This is a genomic window from Roseibium sp. (assembly GCF_039982295.1).
Lineage (GTDB): Bacteria > Pseudomonadota > Alphaproteobacteria > Rhizobiales > Stappiaceae > Roseibium.
This window is the reverse complement of sequence record NZ_JBDWYP010000087.1, coordinates 45,172-65,924: the sequence shown is the minus strand read 5'-3', so window position 1 is coordinate 65,924 and position 20,753 is coordinate 45,172. Positions and strand designations below refer to the sequence as shown.

Below are 20,753 nucleotides of genomic sequence, written 5' to 3'. Positions count from 1 at the left end.
ATCCTTGTGTTCAATCGGCTGTGTGCCGGTTTAAACAGCCAGGGTCAAGGCGATTACGGGGGGCAAAATAGCAGCCTATTTGACAGCAGCGTGTGCAGCCCGATAGCGCCGCCCGAGGACCAGGTACAGAAACACACCGGTCGCGGGCATGGCGGGGATGATGGTTGCCATGCCAAACAAGGGATCTCCGGTGGCTGCTATGGCGAGACTGCCGAGTATCCCGCCACCGAATTGCATGAAGCCTGTCATGGAGGAGGCGGCACCTGCGATCTGCGGGAAATCCTGCATTGAGGAGGTCAGGGTCTCCGGGAGAATGAATGCCAGAGAAAAAGCAAAGACGCCGACAGGTCCCATGACGCCCAGATAGGTAGGCTCCTGGAGTCTGAGGATTGTTGCCATCAAGAGGGCTGCGAACAACATGCCGGCCATGCCGAAAGGCAGAAGTTTGCGTGCCTCCGTTTTCTTCAAAAGCCGCCCTGCCACAAGTGTGCCGGTGATGAAGCAGATCGATTGAAGCATCATGCCCAGACCGAACTGTGAGGGCGTGAGGCCAACCTCATGAATGAGCACGAAGGGCTGCACTGTTGCCATTGCATAGAGGTTGCCGAGGCTGAAGGCGAGGAGCAGGCTCGGACGCATGAACCTGACATCGCGCAGCAGTGTCAGATAATTGATTGCCAGCCGCTGGGGATGAATGTTGCTGATCGACTTGTAGGCATTGGTTTCGCGCTGAAACAGTGCAGCGCCAACCATCAGGGCAACACCATAGACAATCATGCAAATGAAGATCTCGCGCCAACCAAACAGCTCCAGTATGACGCCGCCAAGGGTGGGCGATATCGCGGGGCCGAGCGCCAGCATGGTGCCGATGGTGTTCATGATACGCGCCGATTTTTGACCTGTGAACTGATCGCGAACAATGGCGCGTGATGCTGAAATGCCTACCGCGGCGCCGACCCCCTGGATCGCTCGGGCGACCATCATCCAGGTGACATCGGGCGCGAAGGTCGCGACGATCGTGGACACGAGATAGAGCGTCAGAAACGCAAGGGTTACCGGTTTGCGCCCGAAGGCGTCCGACAAAGGTCCGCACAACAATTGAGTGATCGCGAAGCCGGCAAAATACGCGGTCAGAGTCAGCTTGATCATGGATTCGGTCGTGCCAAATTCCATGGCAAGCGTTGGCATGGCCGGTGTGTAAAGCGCCATGGTTATGGGGCCGATGGCGACAAGGGCTGCACCCAGAATCGCCGTCCGGCGCTCAGTCATGACCGGTTCGGCAGCTCTTACTTCACGCACTTCCCGGCTTCTCCGTTCAGCAGATTGTCTTTCATGGTGCCCAGGATGGCTTCCATCTCGTCCCGCTGGCGTTCGCTCATGCCAGCCAGCGTTTCGGATCGCACCTCAATGATGGCGTCCTCAATTTTGTCGATCACCGGATTGGCTGTGTCGGTCAAGGTGATCAGCTTGGCACGACGATCGGCAGGATCAACGGTGCGCTTGATCAGGCCAGCGGTCTCAAGTGAATCGAGGTATCCGACCAAGGTCATGGGTTCCACACTCATTCGCTCGGCCAGCGCCGCTTGCCGGAGGCCCTGATGGCGCCAGATGAAGGTCAGCGTGCGCGCTTCTGCGACCGTCAATCCGGTGTCCACATGTGTCAGAGCGATTTCAAATCGTTTGCGCAGCAGTCTTGCGATGTCCACGATCATCAGCGTGACAACGCTTTGCGGAACCGGAGCTTTCATGGAGGTCTCTTTTGTAAGGTCTCCTTACTATATAGAGGCCGCGGTAATCATGTCAATCACAGGCAATCTCTTCGCATTGCACATAAAGCCGCTTCGGACTATATAGAGCGCAAATTTCGGCCGCCGTGGCCGATTTCCGAACAAACGTGAGCCAAGACATCCGCTGCGGGCCCCTCAGGTCCGCTAATGTCTTTTGGAGCCCTGAAATGAACTTGCGCAATATCGCCATCATCGCACACGTCGACCATGGCAAGACAACTCTCATCGACGTCCTGCTGAAGCAGTCCGGAGCATTCCGCGAAAATCAGCGCACGGAAGAGCGCATGATGGACTCCAACGACATCGAGCGTGAGCGTGGTATCACCATTCTCGCGAAAGTGACGTCGCTGGTCTGGAAAGACACTCGCATCAACATCGTGGACACTCCGGGCCACGCCGATTTCGGCGGTGAGGTGGAGCGTATCCTTCACATGGTCGACGGTGTGATCCTGCTGGTGGATGCCGCCGAAGGTCCGATGCCGCAGACGAAGTTCGTGCTCGGCAAGGCCCTGAAGCTCGGCCTCAAGCCGATCGTTGCGATCAACAAAATCGACAAGCCTGAGCAGCGTGCTGACGAAGTGCTTGATGAAGTCTTTGATCTCTTCGCATCCCTGGATGCCAACGAAGATCAGCTCGACTTCCCTGTCCTCTACGGATCTGCCAAGCAGGAATGGATGGCCAACGAGCCGGACGGACCTCAGGAAAACATGGACGCACTTCTGGACATGGTTGTCGAGAAGGTTGCCGAGCCTGTTTCCGAGGAAGGCTCTTTCAAGATGCTGGCGACAACGATCCAGTCCGACCCGTTCCTGGGCCGCATCCTGACGGGCCGGATCGCCGCTGGAACGGCTCTCCCGAATATGGCTGTGAAGGCGCTGTCCCGTGATGGCAAGACGGTCGAGACCGGCCGTATTTCCAAGATCCAGGCTTTCCGCGGACTTGAGCGTACATCGATCGAGCAAGGTGAAGCCGGCGATATCGTTTCCATCGCAGGTCTGACCAAGGCAACTGTTGCAGATACCATCTGTGCGCCGGATGTCACTGAGCCGATCCAGGCACAGCCGATTGATCCGCCGACGCTGTCGATGACCTTCCGGGTCAACAACAGTCCGCTGGCTGGCAATGAAGGCTCCAAGGTTCAGTCTCGTGTGATCCGCGAACGCCTGCTGAAGGAAGCCGAGGGCAACGTTGCTCTGAAGATCGAAGAAACAGATGAACCGGATGCATTCATCGTGGCAGGCCGCGGCGAATTGCTTCTGGCGATCCTGATTGAAAACATGCGGCGTGAAGGCTTCGAGTTGGGCGTCGGCCGTCCGCGTGTTGTCTTCCAGAAAGACGAAGACGGAAAGCTGCTGGAGCCGATCGAAGAAGTCATCATCGATGTGGATGAGGAATTCTCCGGTGCTGTGGTTCAGAAGCTTCAGGAACGCAAAGCGGACCTGCTGGAAATGCGCTCTTCCGGCGCAAACCGCAGTCGCCTGGTCTTCCTGGCCCCGACACGTGGGTTGATCGGTTACCAGGCCGAGTTGATGTCCGACACGCGCGGATCTGCCATCTTCAACCGCCTGTTCCATGGCTATGCACCCCACAAGGGGCCGATCCAGGGCCGTCACACCGGCGTTCTGCTGTCGAACGGCAATGGTGAGGCCGTGGCCTTCGCACTGTACAACCTTGAAGACCGTGGCCCGATGATGATTGATCCGGGCACCAAGGTGTATCAAGGCATGATCGTTGGCGAACACACACGTGGCAACGACCTGGAAGTCAACGTTCTGAAGGGCAAGCAGCTCACCAACATGCGTTCGTCCGGCAAGGATGACGCGGTCAAGCTGACGACCCCGATCCGTCTCAGCCTCGAGGCTGCGCTGTCCTACATCGCTGACGATGAATTGGTTGAGGTGACGCCGGAGTCAATTCGCCTGCGGAAGTTCCTGCTTGATCCGAACGATCGCAAGCGCGTGAGCCGTGCGGCCAACAAGGGTGCGGTTGCAGGCTAAGCCTGTCGCATCACCGGAGAGATTGAAAAGCGGGCCAAGGCCCGCTTTTTTTTGTTCGGACACATGAGTCAGGATGGCACATGTTGTTTACGAAACGTAAATCTTTGTTAATCTTTTCTTGCCAGACTTCTCATGATGCTGCCAGAAGGGCGCGTCTTAAAAGCTGGCCAGGAGGCCATTATGCCAACGACGATTGAAAGGCCACCTGCGGCCCCCGTCGTGGCGCATGCGACAGAATACCCGCCGGACCGGGAGCGCCGGGACGACCCGCGGGATGAGCACAACAGTAAAGAGTCACGCGCGCAGCGCCATGATCCCGACACCGGTTCCTCCGACGAGGCGCCGGCTGTTCTTGTTGATGCAGAACACCATGAAGATCACCGTCTTGACGGCGTTGCCGCCTATCGGGCAACGGCACAGCATGTTCTCGACCCTAAAAAGACGACGGTGCGGCGCCCGAGCACGCTCGGTGCGCCGGAGCATCAGGCTCCGGAGACTGTGCGCCATGCCTATGAGGATCATGGCACACAGGAAGAGAGACACAGCCTCAACGTTTCGACTTGAGCTGTCCTAGTCCTGCCTGATCGGCCCAGAACTGCGGTGGAGCTTCGACTCGAAGCTTGCCGGGGCTTCCAAGGCTTGTGGCGTTGTGCAGTGTTCTTTATACGGACTGGAGCTATTTGGTTCCCGTATTCGCTATTTCATAAAGTGAGCGGGTTTATGGGAAGTATGGCGTGCTGGATACCATCCTTAGCCTTGCGGCGACCAATCTGTTGTCGCCGATTATCCTGTTTTTCGTCTTGGGGCTGGTCGCGTCTTTTTTGCGATCCGACCTGACTGTTCCAGAGGCCGCGGCGAAGGCCCTCTCGATCTATCTGCTCTTTGCCATCGGCTACAAGGGCGGTGTGAGCGTCAGCGATCACGGCGTTGATGCAAGCTTGGTGATGACGCTGATCGCCGGACTTTTGCTTTCGTTTGTTCTGCCGATTGTTGCCTTTGGGCTTTTGAACGTCATGACTGGCCTGGGGCGAACGGATGCTGCTGCAGTGGCCGGGCACTATGGCTCGATTTCGATCGTGACCTTCGTCGCTGCGACATCCGTTCTGCAAAGTCAGGGCATTGCGACGGAAGGCTATATGGTGGCCGTTGCTGCAGGCATGGAAGCGCCCGCGATCTTGTCCGCACTTTGGCTGGCAACCCGTGGTCAGACCCAGGAACAAGGAGCGGAAAGCGGACTTTGGCGCGAGATCCTGCTGAATGGCTCCATCGTGCTCTTGATCGGGTCTTTTCTGATAGGATTCATTACCGGTCCGAAGGGACTTGCCGACATTGAGAGCTTCATCGTTTCACCATTCAAGGGCGTCTTGTGCCTGTTCCTGCTGGACATGGGGCTGGTTGCGGGTCGAGGCTTGCGTACGAGCGCAAATGTCTTGCGTCCGGGTCTTGTACTGTTCGGTGTGATCATGCCGTTGGTTGGCTCCGCATTCGGACTTGCCGCAGCTGTTCTTCTGGGGCTATCGCCCGGCGGTTCTATGCTGCTGATGACCTTGTCGGCGTCTGCTTCCTATATTGCAGTTCCTGCAGCCATGCGCGTTGCATTGCCGGAAGCAAATCCTTCGATTTATCTGACATTGTCGTTGGGGATCACATTTCCCTTCAATCTGACGCTCGGTATTCCGCTGTATCTTGCAATGGCGACAGCGTGGGGAGGGTAGGCTGATGGAAACAAGTATTGCAAAACGGGTCGAGATTATCATCGAGAGCCCGATGGAATCTCGTTTGACCGGTGCCTTGAGCGAGGCGGGCGTCACCGGATACACGGTGCTGCCGGTTCTGGGCGGAAGTGGTCGGTCTGGCCGCTGGAGCCGCGAGGGTCAGGTGTCACGTGCCGGCGGCATGGTTGCTGTAATCTGTATCATTCGGGAAGAGCTGCTTGAAGGTCTTCTGGATGCAGCCTTCAAAGTTGTGCAGCGGCACATCGGGGTGGTCAGCGTCACCGATTGCCAGGTGCTTCGAACCGAGCGATTTTAACAAATCATCTGCCACAACACTTGGATTTCATCCTTCCCTGAAGTGGCTTGCTTCTGAACGCGCGGCTGGACGGTCGGAGTTGACTGCGTGTTGGCATCGCCGTCCTGTTTCTCCTATAAGCGGTCAAGTCTTGTCGATTGTCGCTTACGGAGGCCGAAGTTTTGACATTTCCTGAAAGTTTGTTGACCGGGTATGGTCGATACTTTGAAAAGGGCTTTGTTCGTTACAAGGAAACGCATGAACACCTCGCGGTCTATGGCCAGAAGCCCGAGGTCATGGTCATCTCGTGTTGTGATAGCCGCGTCACGCCGGAAGGGATCTTCCACGCGGGACCTGGCGAGCTCTTCGTGTTGCGCAACGTTGCCAACCTGGTCCCTCCTTACGAGGAAACCGAGGGCCAGCATGGCACGAGTGCGGCCTTGGAATATGCGGTGACAGCGCTGAAGGTTCAGCATGTGGTTGTCATGGGGCACGCCAAATGCGGTGGTGTTCAGGCATTCCGGGAGAATGCCAATGCACCTGCCTTCAAGGGGGATTTTATCGGCCGTTGGATCAAGCTGCTTGAACCGGCCGCCATCGCCATGGCGTGCATGCCGGTCGACAAGATCGATGATCCGCAACTGGCCATGGAATATGCCGGTGTGCGCCAGTCGCTGAAGAACCTGCACACATTCTCATTCGTGGAAGAGGCCGTCGCCAAGGGGGAGCTGAGTCTGCACGGGGCGTGGTTCGACATCGGCTCAGGTGAACTGAGGGTGATGGACCCTCACACGGAAAAATTTGAAACGGCGGTTTCAGGCACGCCAACCGAGTGAGTCTTGGTCGCTATCTCGAAAGGGTTTGGGCGGGCTTAAGAGCCCTCCCAGACCGCATCGAAAAAGGCAACTTCCAGTGCGCACATGCCCTTGAAGCATTGCGCGACCTGCTTCTGTTCGGTCTCGCTCAGCGCTTTGCCGACGACATCCATCTCTTCACGCAGCCAGCCGACGAAGCTCTCAAAGCCCAGGACCGCATGAAGGTCGATCCATTCTGCGAGGTAGAAAGCCTCCGGGCGCGGTTTCCCGGCTTCGCGCAGCCCCCAGGTCAGGTATACCCATTCGGCGCAAAGCAGGCACGCAAGGCCTTCGGCGTAACTGCCCTTGCCGGATGAGGTCAGCAGGAGTTCGGAAAATTGTCGGGTGACTGGCCCCTGAGCCGCTGTCCTGTAGGTCGTCTCGGAGACATTCAGGGCTGCAAACGACCGCTCAAAATAATCGTTTTCTTCAGATGTTAGCAGCGCAAGAAACGCGCTCAGTCGAGCCTTGGATCGCATGGTCGGTGCTTTTGCGACCAGGTAGCCGAGGGTCGAGGCAAGATCGGTGATGAAGGTATAGTCTTCGATGAGATACCGCACATAGGCGGGATCGGGCATGGCGCCGTCGCCAATGGCTCTTGTGAAATCATGCTCGGTGGCAGCATTCCAATCCGAGCCGGTCTGAAGAACCAGCCAGTCGCTGAAGCGGGCTGATGGCGTCTCGGCCTGATAGTCTTGAAACGAGGATGCTTGTGTGACGGCCACGACGGCGTCTTTCATGTGATTGGGCATCTGACTTGCCACGTGACCTGGAAGGCCATTGGATCAAGCGCAGTTTCGTGAATGCGCTTGATCCATGAAGTCGTTAGGCCGCTGCCTTCTTCGGCTGAATCAGGCCGCGGTTGACCAGAACCTCGGCGATCTGAACTGTGTTGAGTGCTGCGCCCTTGCGAAGGTTGTCAGAGACCACCCACATGTTCAGCCCGTTCTCGATGGTTGCATCTTCACGGATACGGGAGATGTAGGTCGCATCTTCACCGGCGCTTTCGTATGGCGTCATGTAGCCGCCGTCTTCCTGCTTGTCGATCACCAGGCACCCTGGTGCTTCACGCAGAATGTTGCGTGCCTCGTCCGCAGAGATCTCGTTCTCGAATTCGATGTTGACGCTCTCGGAGTGGCCAATAAAGACCGGAACACGGACTGCGGTGCAAGTGACCTTGATCTTCGGGTCGAGCATCTTCTTGGTCTCGGCGAGAACCTTCCACTCTTCCTTCGTGTAGCCGTCTTCCATAAAGCTATCGATATGCGGAATGACATTGAAGGCGATGCGCTTGGTGAATTTCTCCGGTTCGATCGGGTCATTCACGAAGACAGCACGGGTCTGGTTGAACAGCTCTTCCATAGCGTCTTTGCCACCGCCGGAGACCGATTGATAGGTCGAGACGACAACGCGCTTGATCTTCGCTGCCTCGTGCAGCGGCTTCAGTGCGACAACCAGCTGCGCGGTCGAGCAGTTCGGATTGGCGATGATGTTCTTCTTGGAAAAGCCGGTGATTGCATCGGCATTGACTTCGGGAACGATCAGCGGCACGTCCGCGTCGTAACGCCAGGCCGACGAGTTGTCGATCACGACGCAGCCTTTGGCTCCGATCCTGGGAGCCCATTCCTTGGCGACCGAACCGCCTGCGGACATCAGGCAGATGTCAGTGTCGGAGAAGTCGTAGTTCTCCATGGCCTGGACCTTCAAGGTCTTGTCGCCGAAGGAAACTTCCGTGCCCTGCGAACGGCGCGATGCCAGTGCAACGACTTCATCGGCGGGAAAGCCGCGCTCGGCGAGAATGTCGAGCATTTCCCGTCCAACGTTGCCGGTGGCGCCCACGATTGCGATCTTGTAACCCATGTTGAAATTCCTCATCCGTCTCCCCGCTTCAGCCGGCGCCCGGTCCCAGGACCAGCCGGCCTTTCAGCGCCCCCCATCCCCGGGGAGCGGGACGAGCGGCACCGTTACGCGGTGGTGGTCGTAGTCGGTTTGACGGTGGTTGTCGGAGCAGGGGTTGCGCAGGCAAAAGCGGCGACGGCGAAAACCGTCGTCTGCTTTTTCGCGATGTCGGCGCTGCGCCGAGCCATGCCTAAGCTCCAGTTGCAAATTACCGGTGACTTTTGGCGCGGAAAGAAACCGATGTCAACTGCCCGCTTTTCAACGGTCGACCGGCAGGGCGCAAGGTCGACGGCGGAAACAGGTTCAGCCGGTGATGTTATTTGTTGAACTGCGTTCTGAAGCTGCTGAAGTAGCGCAGCCCGGCTTCCGTTGTGAACAGGAGTGCGCCCGGATGCCGCTTGCGCCTCGCACGTTGGGCCAGGTCAGGGCGCTGCTCGTACCCCCTGGCCGGGAAATCTCTTGTTGTCATGAACGGTCTCTTTCCGCCGCCTGACCTGATCTTGAAGGATGTAAGTCTGGTCCAGAGCGGAAAGGAAACAGGGCAGGTCGTCGCTCGCTCGGAGGGGGTGTCAAGAGAACTTCAAGCGACTGTCACCAATCTGCCATGCGGCTCGCCTAGTTTCGCGCTCGAAATTGGGACCTTGCGAGGCCCCTTGGGAAGCTTCATGCCGCGTTTGTCATACCTTTAAATCTTGTGGCATGTGAGACTTGCCACGACACCTTGTTATGATGACGCATGAGCAAAAAACGGCATTCCGCTTGATGAACGGGTGAGCCTATCCAGTCCGGTCCTCCCAAGACCGACCAAAGAAAACGCCCGGTTGCTGATGCCTGCATCCGGGCGTTTTCAATTTTCAGATTTGGCGCGAGGTCAGCGTGTGCCTGAAGCGATGATGCTCAGGCAGCTTCGCTTTGATTGGACCGCTCGCCGATTTCGACGACGCCTTTGATGAAGCTCTGGACCGCGTCCGAGAGCTCGGCGCTAACGTGGGAGAGTTCGCCGGAGGTCTGGTCCACTGCCGTTGAGCTGTCCTTTGTGCGGGCGATGGCGTCGGCCAAGCCTTCCACATTGGACGAGGCGTTGCCGCTGCCAGAGGCCGCAAGAGAGATGCTGCTGCTGATATCTCCGGTCGCGGCACCCTGCTCCTCAACCGCAGAGGCAATTGCGGAGGTAACTTCCTGAACATCCTGCATACGCGTCCCAATTGCCTTGATGGCTTCGACTGCGTTCTGGGTCGAGGCCTGAACGCCGGCGACCTGCGTTGCAATTTCGTCTGTTGCCTTGGCGGTCTGGGTTGACAGTTCCTTGACTTCCGCAGCCACAACAGCAAACCCCTTGCCGGCTTCACCGGCACGCGCGGCTTCAATGGTTGCGTTGAGCGCCAGGAGATTGGTCTGCTCGGCAATTGCCCGGATGATCTCGATGACTTCGCCGATCTTTTCTGCAGCATTTGCCAGGGAGGTCACGTCTTCATCTGTTGCCCGGGCAACGTCGGCAGCTTCACTCGTGATGTCGAGTGCCTTGCCGGTGTGCTGCGCTATTTCCTGAATCGAGGACGCCAATTGTTCGGCGGCTGATGCGGCTGCCTGAACATTGTGGGTCGCATCTCCCGAGGCAGACAAGGCCGTGCTCGCAGCGCTTGAGGCTTCTTCTGCGATGCCGACCATTGATTTTGCGGTGTTTGACATCGACCCGGTGCGATCTTCCAGTCTCGACTGGATTGACGAGATCGTCTGATTGAAATTGACCACAAGCTGGTTCAATTCTTCCTGGCGGGCCCGTTCGGCCTGTTGTTTCTCACCTGCGTTGGCCTCCAAGTGCTTGCGAGATCTTGCGCTGTCGAGGAACACCTGGACAGCACGGCCCATGTCTCCGATTTCGTCGTCGCGATCGGCGGTGCTGATCTCAGTTTCAAGATTGTCTTCGGCAACAGCCCTCATGTCTGACACCAGACTGCTGATCGGCCGTGTGAAGGAAAGGGCGATGAAGTATCCACCAACCACTGCCAGCACGAACAGGACACCTCCTGCCGTCAACATCCAGTTGCGCAAGATTGCAAGCGGCTCGGCAGCTTCATCTTCGCCCTGCATGGCTACGATGACCCAATTGACGCCCTCGAAGACAAATGGCACTGCGACTTCCTGAAATGCCATGTCACGGTAACTGGAATTTATGCCGACACCTTCCTTGCCCGCAAAGCCAAGTGTAATGGCTGTGCTGTCGAGGCTGGTGGCCAGAATATCGTTGTTGTCCGAGAAGCCGGAGTCATTCCGGAAGAGGCGATCTTCGCCAAGAATGACTGTCTCGCCTGTTGTTCCCAAGCCTTCGTTGTGTGCCATGATCGCATTGATGTTGTCGATCGGCATCTGATAGACAATCACACCGATTTTTTCACCCTCGCTAAAGACCGGCGTCGACATGAAACTTGCTGGCACACCGTTGCTCGGTGCGTAGGGCTTGAAGTCATAGAAGTGAATCGAGCCCTTTTGTGCCGCAAGACCGTCTCTGTAGGCGTTCCCCAGATCCGTTGCCGCCCACTTGCCGCCTCCCGCAAGGAAGTTTGTGGCGTAGTCTTCTTCCTTGAAGACCGTGTAAATCAGGTTTCCTGCAGTGTCGAACAGGAAGACATCGTAATAGCCGCGGCCCTCAAGAAGTTCGCGGAACCAGGGATGATACTTTCCATGGGTGGCGTCATACGAGGTGCCCGTGGGCGCCTTGTCGAGCTTGTGCTTCTCACCAAGTGGATTGGGATTGTCGGTGATGTAAGCGGTTTTGAGGACTTCGGTGTGTGACCCGTCGATCTCATCCCATGCGGACCCAAATTCGCGGATTGCTTCAGCCGTGTAAGGAAGGTCTGCGATAATCTCGAGATCTGTTTCGATTGACTTGAGATAGGAATCCAGGCTGGCGCGGCGATCCTTTGCAACGACCATTAATCGTTGTTCAGTCAATTCCTGTGTTTCGAACGCTGCCGAATAATAACTGGCCAGGCCAACACCTGCGCCAACCAATACAGCGAAGCCCACAATGGCCAGAGGAACCTTCGTTTTAATCGTCAATCTATTCCACATGATCACAACCCTCTATTTGAGCAAAGGATCATGTGCGAAAGTTAATTATTGTCTAAATTTGAATAGTTCCGGGTTCGAATATTGCATATCTGATAGTATAATATCAAGAATACAGCATATCCGGATGCCTTTTGAGTAATTTCTTGATCTTATCCTTGATAAATATACCTATACTCAGTCTGCTCTTCCCAGGCTTGATCGCGTTGGGAAATGGGGGCGGCCTCGGACACTCTACTGTGCACGCTTGTAGACCGAGACGTTTGTGAAGCTGTCGACGTCGACCAGGTGGACGACCTGGGTTACCGTCAGGGTTTGGCGGTCTGTGGAGAGTTCACGGGTGGCCTTCATGATCGTGAGGCCGCCGCGGCGTGCCTCTGAAACCAGCTTGTCGTCGCCGTCGAAGACGAGGCGCATCGCGTCGACCAGACCGCTCTTGCCCAGTTTGACTTCCGGACCGTCCGGCAAGGCCTCAAAGGTGTCATTGGTGACTTCGCCGTCGGCGGACACGGTGTTCATCGTGAACACTGCCATGCCGAAGTTGTCCTCAATCTTCAGCGTCGCGCTCTTTGGCGGATCGCCTTGCTCAAAATCGCTCTTGGCTGCATCGAGGATCCAGGTGCCGAGAAAGGGGCCGATCTTGTCGCTCATGGTCGAGGTCCTGTCGTCAGGGAGAAGGGGCTTTGGGCGCTTATAAAGAAAACGGCCACCAGGAGGAAACCCATCCTGGCGGCCGTTTGTGAAATAAACCGTGATCAGGCGCTCAGGGCATCCAGCTCTGCAACGATGGCATCGCCCATCTCGGCGGTGGAGATGGTGGCTTCGCCAGCCGCTGCGATGTCCTTGGTCCGCAGGCCTTTTTCGAGGGTGTTTGCGATGGCCTTGTCGAGCATGTCAGCGGCTTCCACCAGCTCAAAGGAATAACGCAGGGCCATGCCGAAGGAGGCGATCATGGCGATCGGGTTTGCAGCGCCCGTGCCGGCGATGTCCGGGGCTGAGCCGTGCACCGGCTCATACATGGCCTTGCGGCGGCCAGTCTTGGCATCTGGCGCGCCGAGCGATGCGGACGGCAGCATGCCGAGCGATCCGGTCAGCATGGCAGCAACATCCGACAGCATGTCACCGAACAGATTGTCGGTAACGATGACGTCGAACTGCTTGGGCCAGCGCACAAGCTGCATGCCGCCGGCGTCGGCCAGCATGTGCTCGAGCTGCACGTCTTCGTAGCCGTTGTTGTGTGTGTCGGTGGCAACTTCGTTCCAGAGCACGCCGGACTTCATCACGTTCCGCTTTTCCATGGAGGTGACTTTGTTGTTGCGGGTGCGGGCCAGTTCGAAAGCGACCTTGGAGATGCGCTCGATCTCGTAGGTGTCATAGACCTGCGTATCGACACCGCGCTTCTGGCCGTTGCCAAGGTCGGTGATTTCTTTTGGTTCACCAAAATAGACGCCGCCGGTCAGTTCACGCACGATCAGGATATCGAGGCCCTCGATGATGTCCTTCTTCAGGGAAGAGGCATCGGCGAGAGCCGGGTAACAGATGGCAGGGCGCAGGTTGGCGAAAAGCTCCATGTCCTTGCGCAGACGCAAAAGGCCGGCTTCAGGGCGATGTTCATAGGCGACGTCGTCCCATTTCGGACCGCCGACAGCACCGAAGATCACAGCGTCCGACGCCATGGCCTTGGCCATGTCTTCTTCGGATATGGCTTGACCGTGCGCATCATAGGCTGCGCCGCCGACGAGGCCTTCGTCGGTTTCGAATGTATCGCCGCCACGGGCGTTGAACCAGGAAATGACCTTCTTCACTTCGGTCATGATTTCCGGACCGATGCCGTCGCCCGGCAGGAGAAGCAGATTATGTGTCGCCATGGGTGTCCGTCCCGTGTGTTCTTATGGATGAGAAACCAGATGGCGATTGGGTTAGCGCCTCTCCCTGTGTCTGGCAAGGGAGTGAGGCTTGCAAAGAGTTCAATGATGGCGATGCAAAAGGTCAATCAAGCCATGAGAAGCCTAAGTGCTTGCCAGATGAGATTGAGTGCAAGAAGGGTCATGATCACCTTGAACCCCTTCTTGAAGGTGGCTTCTGGCATCTTGTTGAGCAGCTTGCTGCCGGCAAGCGTGCCCAGAAAGCCGCTGGCGATCATCATGATGACGAGTGGTGCCCACGGCGCAAAGGCAAAACCAAGAAAGCCAAAGGTGACCACTTTGAAAATATGCATCACGAGTGCGGTCACTGCCTGATTGGCGACAAAACCATGCCGGGACAGGCCGAGAGTCCCGAGGACACTGGCTCCGATGGGACCCGTTGCTCCGAAGAACATGGAAAGAAGCGTCGCCGCGAAGCCGGCGGCACCCATGGCAGGCCGGCCTGTTTTGCCGAAACGCGGAGGCCGTCCCCACACCACCCATAGGATGAAACAGGCAATTCCAAGACGCAGGTAGGGCGGTGGAAGATTGATCGCGATCGAGCCGCCGATGGCTGCGCCAAACAGAGCGCCGGCCGAGAACCAGGCAAGGATCAACCAGTCGACGTGTCGGATCTGGACCAGGGCACGGCCTGCGTTGGACCCCAGTTGGACAATGCCATGAATGGGCACCAAGGCAGCGCTTGGCATAACGCTCGCCATGATGGCGATTAAGGCAATGCCGCCTCCAAGACCAAGGGCTGCCGTCAGTGCCGAGGTCACGAAACTCACGGCAATCAGGCCAAGGCTCACAAACAGCGAAAGCTCAGAAGGAAAAAGGGCGGGAAGGCTGGGGATCAATGCTCAAGACCATCTGCTGCGCGCATAGTTGATTGCTTCGCGCACATCCAGCTGCCGGGTGGAATTGCCGCTTCTGACATAAAACAGGGAGGACCTGCCGTCGGCCAGATGGGCTGCACGAGGAGCAGGCCGGATGATCACCATGGCAACATCCTTTCCGTCAATCTTGGCGAAGACTGTGTGAATGAACGGACAAAGATCGCCGCCCAGGCTTTTGGTCACGATGTCGTTGAGCGTTCTTTCGAAACTGTCGAGGTCAGGTTGTTTCAGGGTCGACAGGTCGTTGTCGAGCCCGAGCGGCGTACCGCTGTCATCAACGCCGATAACAAGATAGCCGCCCTGTGCGTTGAAAAAGCCGGCGATGGTCTTGGCTATGACCTTCTCCAGACTCCTGTTGATGCGGTTCTCGTTGATATCCCAACGCACCGATGACTTGAACTCGACGCGCGCACTTTCGCCCTGCCGAATGATGTCGGGGATGAGTGCAATCTGTTCCTCGCGCAGAGATTTATAGGCTCTCGCGGTGTTGACGTAGTTGCGCGTGAAAAGCCCGAAGGTGACGCCGACAATGGCGCCCATGATGGCGTAGGCGATAACAATGTCGAAGTGACGTGGAAAGAGGATCAACCACAACCGGCCGCTCATGAACTCCCAGAATGTCGGAGCCGTTTCGGAGAAGCGGGAAAGTTCCCACCAGACGACGATGAGATTGAGCGGGTGAATGACAAAGACGCCGACAATGGCGCCGAGCAGCAGGTAGGCTGTCATCAGGGACAGGCGGTTGCTGGCGAAACGAACCATGTCGATGTGCTTGGCCTCCGAAAACAAGGCGCCGGTGCATCGGCGCCTTGTTCTTGCATAGCCGGATCAGGCGGCGACAGGCAATGCCGTTTCGGCCAGTCGCACCCAATAGGAGCAACCGTAGGGGATGGCATTGTCGTCGAAGTCATACATGGGATGATGCAGACCGGCGCTGTCGCCGTTGCCGGCGAAGATGAAGGCACCCGGCCGTTCCTCCAGCATATAGGCGAAATCCTCGCCGCCCATCATCGGTGGCAGATCGCGGTTGACTTTGCCTTGCCCGGCGACTTCCTCGGCAATCTTCGCCGCGAAGTCCGTTTCCTCGTCATGGTTCACAACAACCGGATAGCCGAGGATATAGTCGATTTCAGCCGTCGCTCCCATGCCTTCGGCGATGGAGGTCACGATGGCCTTGAAACGCTCTTCGGCGAGCTTGCGGACGCCGGGGTCAAGGGTGCGTACGGTGCCGCGCAAGGTGGCTTCCTGCGGAATGACGTTGAAGGCATTTCCGGCTTCGAAGACAGTCACTGAAACCACGACAGATTTCAGCGGGTCGGCATTGCGGCTGGCGATGGTCTGCAGGGCGGTCACGATCTGTGAGCCGGCGACAATCGGGTCGATGGTTTCATGGGGTTTGGCGGCATGGCCACCGCGACCGGTGATCTTGACGCCGAACTCGTCGGTTGCTGCCATCAATGCACCTTTGCGGATCGCGAATTCGCCGACCGGCATGCCCGGATAGTTGTGCATGCCGTAGACTTCGTCGATGTTCCAGCGGGTCATCAGGCCGTCGTCGATCATGGCCTTGGCGCCAGCGCCACCTTCTTCGGCAGGCTGGAAAATCACCACAACGGTTCCGTCGAAGTTGCGGGTTTCTGCCAGGTATTTCGCAGCACCGAGCAGCATGGAGGTGTGGCCGTCATGGCCGCAGGCGTGCATTTTGCCCGGCGTCTTGGACGCGTATTCCTTGCCGGTGATCTCGTTGATCGGCAGGGCGTCCATGTCGGCGCGCATGCCGATGGTCTTGCCGGCGCCGCCGTTCTTGCCCTTGATCACACCCACAACGCCGGTTTGTCCGATGCCGGTTACAACTTCATCGACACCAAATCCCTTCAAAAGCTCGGCGACCTTTTCTGCGGTGCGAACAGTTTCATAAAGGATTTCAGGGTTCTCGTGGAAATCACGGCGCCAAGCAGTGATCTCATCGTGAAAATCGGCCAGACGATTGACGATTGGCATTTAAAACTCCTTGGAAACAAGAACTTGGAGGAAGGTGCCGGGCGGAGCCCGTTGCGTTCCAGCCTACTCCAAATGATCAAAAGGAAAAGCACAAACTCGCTGAAAAAGAAGGCATGCCAACTTTTTTCGCTGCGATTAATCAGCGCAACGGCAGGAAGCGGTAGACACTGGATTTCTTCACCTCGGCGTCTTCCAGGGCGCCAATGACGGGGACTGTATAGGTTGCGAGATGATCCAGCCGCTCTTTCGGCAGGTAGGAGCGGCCCGGATCGCCGATGAAAACCAGCGTTCCGCTGGCCAGGACCCGGTCGATAAAAGTGAGGACGTGGGCTGCCATTGGCCGGTCGTAGAAAACATCGCCGCAAAAGACGACATCGACGGCGGGAGCCGGGCCAGTTGTGATGTCGTTATTTTCAAAGTCGATGGCGACATCATTTAGGGCGGCGTTCAGGCGACCGGCTTCCAGCGCGAAAGGGTCAATATCCACTGCTCTGCAATGCTTGGCCCCGGCCATCATGGCCGCTATAGCGACCAGACCGGAGCCGCTTGCGAAATCAAGCACCATCTTGCCACGAACGATCTCTGGATGGTCGAGAATATAACGGGCAAGGGCTTGTCCACCGGCCCAGGCGAAAGCCCAGAATGGGGGCGGCAGGCCGAGGGCGCCAAGCTCGTCCTCGGTCTTTTGCCATAGCTCCATGGCCTCATCGGCGACGTGGAGCCGAATCTCTTCTGCGTGGGGGACGGGTTTGATACGCGTCTGTTCGCGAATGAATGACCGAGGGTCCTTGATGCGATTCAAATCCGTGCTCCGGTCGTGTCAGGCCGGTTTGTCCAGTCCGCCCATTTCGCAAACGAGGTTCCACTCGTCTTCCTTCACCGGCTGAACCGACAGGCGCATCGAGGTGACGAGCGACATGTCGGCAAGCCGTGGTTCGGCCTTGACATCTGCCAGAGTGACGGGCTTGGGAATGTCGCAAACGGCTTTGAAGTCGACGCATTCCCAGCGGGGGTCGTCCGTCTTCGGGTCAGGGTGAATTTCGCTGCAAACTTCGACGACGCCAACAACTTCCTTGCCGATGTTGGAATGATAGAAAAACGCTTTGTCGCCGATTTCCATCGTTCGCATGTTGTTGCGCGCCTGGTAGTTGCGAATGCCATCCCAGGGTTCGCCTTCTTCGCCCTTGGCCTTCTGCTGTTCCCAGGACCATTTGTCCGGCTCGGACTTGATTAGCCAGTATTGCACTTACTTTGTCTCCGGATTCTTGATGGCCCAGTTCCATGGACGGATCTCAACGCTTTCGAAAAGACCGGCATGCGCATAGGGATCTTCCTGGGAAATGGCGAGTGCTTCCTCGCGGTTCGCCGCCTCGATCACGACCAGAGAGCCTGTCATGTTGCCGTCGTCGTCCAGGAAAGGGCCAGCTGCCTTGAGACCATCGCCGAGACCTTTTAGGAACTCGAGATGGGCGGCGCGGTTGTCGAGACGGACCTGAAGTGCGCCCGGTTTGTCTGTGCAGATTAGAGCATAGAGCATTGAAGAGGTCTCCTGTTTTCGCCGGAGGTTAGGTCTGACCCTGGTGAAACTCAATGGGGTCTCGCCAAAACATCTGGTCAGTTCCGGCCGCTTTCGGCCTCATGCTTCAAGGGCCGGGACATGAGGGTGGTCAGCGCCTTGTCGATGGACAAGGAGCCGCTGATGATCGCCGCGACGACCTCGCAAATTGGCAATTCCACATTGTGGCGGCGACCGAGCTCAACGGCAACTTTGGCTGTATGGGCTCCTTCTGCCAATTTGCCGCCCGCAGCGATCAGGTCAGCGGCTTTTCGGCCTTCGCCCAGCTCGATGCCAAAACGGAAATTGCGAGATTGTGTCGAAGAGCAGGTGAGAACAAGGTCGCCGAGGCCGGACAGTCCGGTAAGAGTCTCATTTTGCGCGCCGAGCGCTGAACCAAGCCGTGTCAGTTCGGCAAAGCCTCGGGCCGTGAGAGCCGCTTGCGCGCTTGCGCCGAGCTTCCGGCCCACGACGGCGCCGCAGGCGATAGCGAGCACATTCTTGAGCGCGCCGCCGACCTGCGCGCCGGTGACATCAGTTGATGCGTAAGGGCGGAAAGACGGTGCGGCCATGGCGCTTGCCAGCATTTCGGCCGCGTCGCTGTTTTCGCAGGCAGTGGTGACCGCAGTTGGCAGGCCCTTTGCAACGTCATCGGCGAAACTGGGGCCGGACAGGACGGCTGGAATTGCATCCGGCAATTCTTCTGCAAGGACCTGTGAAAGCAGTTTTCCGGAGCTCTGTTCGATGCCCTTGGCGCAGAGGACGATCGGAACGGCGAAGCTGCCGACTTCAGAAAGTGCGCGCAGTGTTTCCCTTGTCGTTTGTGCAGGGGTAACCAGAAGCAGTGCATCGGCGGAGCCGACGTCGCGCAAGTCGCTGGTTGCGTCGATTTCCTCGTCGAAGGTAATCCCGGGCAGATAACGTGGATTGTGCTGGCGCGATCTGATCTCGGAAACAACATTCGGATCGCGGGCCCACAGGGTCACCTGCCGACCGGCGCGGGCCGCGGTCAAGGCCAGAGCAGTGCCCCAGGCGCCGCCGCCAAGAACGGCAATCTTGTTGATCTGCCTCATGGTCTAGCTCCTTGAATACGCTGGCGCAACGACTCCAGTTGAGCGCCAAACTCGGCAAAGAATTTAGCTGGATCCATTGCTCTTGGATCATGCAGATCCAGCCAGAACAAGCGGAAGCGGATCGGAGGGCCGCCGTTGCTGGGGCTCATTTCGAAATGCTCCCACTCTTCCTGCGGCACCGTGTCGATCCTGGCGTGGTAGAGTTTGCGCAAGTGGCGGCCCTTGAGGGGCCTGTTCAGCGGTGCCTGGACTTCGCCATCGGCAGCCATGATCTCAAGTGGGAGATCCTGGTCCGCGAAATGCTCGAAGGCGGTGTCCAGATTGAGGCCGGTTTCCTCGATGAACTCGCGGCGCGCGCCGATCAGGTAACTTTCGCCAGGGTCGATGGTGCCGCCGGGCACCTGCAGGCCGAGTTCGGGCGTATCCGGCTCATCAAAAACCAGCAACCTGTTGCCACAGGTCAGATAGACATAGGCCTTGTGGTAGATGCGCATAATCGAATCCGATGCCAGGAAAGATCACACTTCCTATCAACTTCGCGGCGGCTGGGAAACCGCAAGCTTGCAGCCACACACATTTGACCGTTCAGACCTTTGCGCCCTTTTTGCCAGAGCCGAGCACACCGCTTGCGGTTTGGTCCAGTGGCCACCGCGGGCGCGGGGATGTCGCCATGTCGTCGACCGGGCCGAGGCACATTTTTTCAATGCCTGCCCAGGCGATCATCGCTGCATTGTCGGTGCAAAGCTGCAGCGGAGGCGCAATGAAACGTGCATTGGCTTCAGATGCAGTGGTCGTGAGTGCTGAACGGATTTCCTTGTTTGCGGCGACGCCTCCCGCAACCACCACAACGGGGGAATGGTCTGGGAACCTGTCCTCAAACAGGGAGAGTGCAGACTTGGTCCGGCTGGCAAGAACGTCTGCCACGGCGCGTTGAAAGGCTGCGCAAAGATCTGCGACTGTTTGGTCGTCGATGGGTTCCAGCTTTTTGGCCTGGGTCCGGAGTGCCGTTTTCAGACCGGCAAAGGACATGTCGAGGCCGGGACGGTCCAGAAGCGGTCGCGGCAGCTTGAAGCGGGTCACGTCGCCCTGTGACGCCATGCGCTCGACCGCGGGGCCGCCGGGATAGGGCAGGCCGAGGAGCTTGGCGGTCTTGTCGAAAGCCTCGCCAATCGCGTCATCAATTGTGGTGCCGAGCCGCTCATAGTCGCCGACGCCCTTGACCAGAAGAAACTGACTGTGCCCCCCGGAGACCAGAAGCAACAAAAACGGAAACTCAAGATCGTCGGTTAGGCGTGCGGTCAGCGCATGCCCTTCAAGATGGTTCACGGCGACCAGCGGTTTGCCGGCGGCCATGGCGATGGCTTTTGCGGTCATCAGGCCCACGATAACACCGCCGATGAGGCCGGGTCCCGCTGTTGCGGCAACGGCATCAATGTCATCCCAGCCGCAGCCTGCGTTTTTCATCGCGTCGTTGACGATGCGGTCAAGCACTTCGATGTGGGCACGTGCGGCAATTTCAGGCACGACGCCACCGAACTCGGTGTGCTCGTCGATCTGTGAGCGGACGACATTGGACAGAATTTCAGCATTTGCCGGTCCACGCACGATCGCCGCTGCGGTTTCATCGCAGCTGGTTTCAATGCCCAGGACGGTCAGCGACTGCATGTCGCAAGCGGAAATGTCTGAATTCATTGCTTCTGCTGCA

23 protein-coding genes are annotated in these 20,753 nt (G+C 57.8%); 5 read left to right on the top strand and 18 right to left on the bottom strand.

All coding sequences use genetic code 11. The annotated features are described in order from the left end of the window. Positions 1-75: 75 nt before the first annotated feature. Both ABJZ52_RS18610 and ABJZ52_RS18605 read right to left on the bottom strand, forming a co-directional pair. On the bottom strand, positions 76-1,299 hold the full coding sequence (locus ABJZ52_RS18610) for a multidrug effflux MFS transporter (protein ID WP_348184890.1): 1,224 nt from the start codon (positions 1,297-1,299) through the stop codon (positions 76-78). Then, positions 1,287-1,748: a MarR family transcriptional regulator gene (locus ABJZ52_RS18605; protein WP_348184892.1), complete on the bottom strand. Its 462-nt coding sequence runs from the start codon at positions 1,746-1,748 to the stop codon at positions 1,287-1,289. The genes ABJZ52_RS18610 and ABJZ52_RS18605 overlap by 13 nt, the downstream gene beginning before the upstream one ends. A gap of 206 nt (positions 1,749-1,954) precedes the next feature. Between ABJZ52_RS18605 and typA the strand changes: the two genes are divergently transcribed. The 5 genes from typA to ABJZ52_RS18580 all read left to right on the top strand — a co-directional run bounded on the left by typA (position 1,955) and on the right by ABJZ52_RS18580 (position 6,630). Further along, complete coding sequence (typA, locus tag ABJZ52_RS18600; RefSeq protein WP_348184894.1) at positions 1,955-3,784, top strand: translational GTPase TypA; 1,830 nt, start codon at positions 1,955-1,957, stop codon at positions 3,782-3,784. Between the two features lie 180 nt (positions 3,785-3,964). Further along, positions 3,965-4,348, top strand: a complete 384-nt coding sequence (locus ABJZ52_RS18595) for a hypothetical protein (protein ID WP_348184896.1) — start codon at positions 3,965-3,967, stop codon at positions 4,346-4,348. Between the two features lie 170 nt (positions 4,349-4,518). Then, a complete protein-coding gene (locus tag ABJZ52_RS18590; RefSeq protein WP_348184898.1) occupies positions 4,519-5,499 on the top strand; it encodes a sodium-dependent bicarbonate transport family permease in 981 nt (326 codons plus the stop codon). A 4-nt stretch (positions 5,500-5,503) separates the two neighbouring features. After that, entirely contained in the window at positions 5,504-5,815 is a 312-nt protein-coding gene (locus ABJZ52_RS18585; protein WP_348184900.1) for a transcriptional regulator, read from the top strand. 161 nt (positions 5,816-5,976) lie between these two features. After that, entirely contained in the window at positions 5,977-6,630 is a 654-nt protein-coding gene (locus tag ABJZ52_RS18580) for a carbonic anhydrase (RefSeq protein WP_348184902.1), read from the top strand. Between the two features lie 35 nt (positions 6,631-6,665). Here the strand turns inward: ABJZ52_RS18580 and ABJZ52_RS18575 are convergent, their stop codons facing one another. The 16 genes from ABJZ52_RS18575 to tsaD all read right to left on the bottom strand — a co-directional run bounded on the left by ABJZ52_RS18575 (position 6,666) and on the right by tsaD (position 20,704). Then, entirely contained in the window at positions 6,666-7,400 is a 735-nt protein-coding gene (locus tag ABJZ52_RS18575) for a TenA family protein (protein WP_348184904.1), read from the bottom strand. Positions 7,401-7,473: 73 nt separating this feature from the next. Then, a complete protein-coding gene (locus ABJZ52_RS18570; RefSeq protein WP_348184906.1) occupies positions 7,474-8,508 on the bottom strand; it encodes an aspartate-semialdehyde dehydrogenase in 1,035 nt (344 codons plus the stop codon). A gap of 104 nt (positions 8,509-8,612) precedes the next feature. Continuing rightward, positions 8,613-8,735, bottom strand: coding sequence for a hypothetical protein (locus ABJZ52_RS18565; protein ID WP_348184908.1), 123 nt, complete (start codon positions 8,733-8,735; stop codon positions 8,613-8,615). 128 nt (positions 8,736-8,863) lie between these two features. Beyond that, positions 8,864-9,016 (bottom strand): hypothetical protein, encoded by a 153-nt coding sequence (locus ABJZ52_RS18560; RefSeq protein ID WP_348184910.1) that lies wholly within the window; start codon positions 9,014-9,016, stop codon positions 8,864-8,866. A gap of 428 nt (positions 9,017-9,444) precedes the next feature. Beyond that, positions 9,445-11,607, bottom strand: a complete 2,163-nt coding sequence (locus ABJZ52_RS18555; RefSeq protein ID WP_348184912.1) for a methyl-accepting chemotaxis protein — start codon at positions 11,605-11,607, stop codon at positions 9,445-9,447. Positions 11,608-11,850: 243 nt separating this feature from the next. Next, the gene (locus ABJZ52_RS18550; RefSeq protein ID WP_348184914.1) at positions 11,851-12,267 is read right to left on the bottom strand and encodes a hypothetical protein; all 417 of its coding nucleotides are present in this window, start codon (positions 12,265-12,267) and stop codon (positions 11,851-11,853) included. 104 nt (positions 12,268-12,371) lie between these two features. After that, complete coding sequence (leuB, locus tag ABJZ52_RS18545; protein ID WP_348184916.1) at positions 12,372-13,484, bottom strand: 3-isopropylmalate dehydrogenase; 1,113 nt, start codon at positions 13,482-13,484, stop codon at positions 12,372-12,374. Between the two features lie 125 nt (positions 13,485-13,609). After that, on the bottom strand, positions 13,610-14,311 hold the full coding sequence (locus ABJZ52_RS18540; RefSeq protein ID WP_348184918.1) for a sulfite exporter TauE/SafE family protein: 702 nt from the start codon (positions 14,309-14,311) through the stop codon (positions 13,610-13,612). A 72-nt stretch (positions 14,312-14,383) separates the two neighbouring features. After that, positions 14,384-15,181: an ATP-binding protein gene (locus ABJZ52_RS18535; protein ID WP_348184920.1), complete on the bottom strand. Its 798-nt coding sequence runs from the start codon at positions 15,179-15,181 to the stop codon at positions 14,384-14,386. 66 nt (positions 15,182-15,247) lie between these two features. Then, positions 15,248-16,420 (bottom strand): M20 aminoacylase family protein, encoded by a 1,173-nt coding sequence (locus ABJZ52_RS18530; RefSeq protein WP_348184922.1) that lies wholly within the window; start codon positions 16,418-16,420, stop codon positions 15,248-15,250. A gap of 139 nt (positions 16,421-16,559) precedes the next feature. Then, positions 16,560-17,222 (bottom strand): methyltransferase, encoded by a 663-nt coding sequence (locus tag ABJZ52_RS18525; protein WP_348184924.1) that lies wholly within the window; start codon positions 17,220-17,222, stop codon positions 16,560-16,562. Between the two features lie 18 nt (positions 17,223-17,240). After that, positions 17,241-17,666 carry an EVE domain-containing protein gene (locus ABJZ52_RS18520; protein WP_348184926.1) on the bottom strand — a complete coding sequence of 142 codons (426 nt, stop codon included), beginning with the start codon at positions 17,664-17,666 and terminating at the stop codon, positions 17,241-17,243. Then, entirely contained in the window at positions 17,667-17,957 is a 291-nt protein-coding gene (locus tag ABJZ52_RS18515) for a YciI-like protein (RefSeq protein ID WP_348184928.1), read from the bottom strand. 77 nt (positions 17,958-18,034) lie between these two features. Beyond that, complete coding sequence (locus ABJZ52_RS18510) at positions 18,035-19,048, bottom strand: NAD(P)H-dependent glycerol-3-phosphate dehydrogenase (RefSeq protein WP_348184930.1); 1,014 nt, start codon at positions 19,046-19,048, stop codon at positions 18,035-18,037. After that, complete coding sequence (locus tag ABJZ52_RS18505) at positions 19,045-19,542, bottom strand: NUDIX domain-containing protein (RefSeq protein ID WP_348184932.1); 498 nt, start codon at positions 19,540-19,542, stop codon at positions 19,045-19,047. The genes ABJZ52_RS18510 and ABJZ52_RS18505 overlap by 4 nt, the downstream gene beginning before the upstream one ends. A gap of 91 nt (positions 19,543-19,633) precedes the next feature. Further along, entirely contained in the window at positions 19,634-20,704 is a 1,071-nt protein-coding gene (tsaD, locus tag ABJZ52_RS18500; RefSeq protein ID WP_348185018.1) for a tRNA (adenosine(37)-N6)-threonylcarbamoyltransferase complex transferase subunit TsaD, read from the bottom strand. Positions 20,705-20,753 lie beyond the last annotated feature (49 nt).

Coding starts and splice junctions, on each gene's coding strand:
- ABJZ52_RS18605 (WP_348184892.1), bottom strand. CDS start 1,748: ATGAAAGCTCCGGTTCCGCAAAGCGTTGTCACGCTGATGATCGTGGAC.
- typA (WP_348184894.1), top strand. CDS start 1,955: ATGAACTTGCGCAATATCGCCATCATCGCACACGTCGACCATGGCAAG.
- ABJZ52_RS18595 (WP_348184896.1), top strand. CDS start 3,965: ATGCCAACGACGATTGAAAGGCCACCTGCGGCCCCCGTCGTGGCGCAT.
- ABJZ52_RS18585 (WP_348184900.1), top strand. CDS start 5,504: ATGGAAACAAGTATTGCAAAACGGGTCGAGATTATCATCGAGAGCCCG.
- ABJZ52_RS18575 (WP_348184904.1), bottom strand. CDS start 7,400: ATGCCCAATCACATGAAAGACGCCGTCGTGGCCGTCACACAAGCATCC.
- ABJZ52_RS18570 (WP_348184906.1), bottom strand. CDS start 8,508: ATGGGTTACAAGATCGCAATCGTGGGCGCCACCGGCAACGTTGGACGG.
- ABJZ52_RS18565 (WP_348184908.1), bottom strand. CDS start 8,735: ATGGCTCGGCGCAGCGCCGACATCGCGAAAAAGCAGACGACGGTTTTC.
- ABJZ52_RS18560 (WP_348184910.1), bottom strand. CDS start 9,016: ATGACAACAAGAGATTTCCCGGCCAGGGGGTACGAGCAGCGCCCTGAC.
- ABJZ52_RS18550 (WP_348184914.1), bottom strand. CDS start 12,267: ATGAGCGACAAGATCGGCCCCTTTCTCGGCACCTGGATCCTCGATGCA.
- leuB (WP_348184916.1), bottom strand. CDS start 13,484: ATGGCGACACATAATCTGCTTCTCCTGCCGGGCGACGGCATCGGTCCG.
- ABJZ52_RS18535 (WP_348184920.1), bottom strand. CDS start 15,181: ATGGTTCGTTTCGCCAGCAACCGCCTGTCCCTGATGACAGCCTACCTG.
- ABJZ52_RS18530 (WP_348184922.1), bottom strand. CDS start 16,420: ATGCCAATCGTCAATCGTCTGGCCGATTTTCACGATGAGATCACTGCT.
- ABJZ52_RS18515 (WP_348184928.1), bottom strand. CDS start 17,957: ATGCTCTATGCTCTAATCTGCACAGACAAACCGGGCGCACTTCAGGTC.
- ABJZ52_RS18510 (WP_348184930.1), bottom strand. CDS start 19,048: ATGAGGCAGATCAACAAGATTGCCGTTCTTGGCGGCGGCGCCTGGGGC.
- ABJZ52_RS18505 (WP_348184932.1), bottom strand. CDS start 19,542: ATGCGCATCTACCACAAGGCCTATGTCTATCTGACCTGTGGCAACAGG.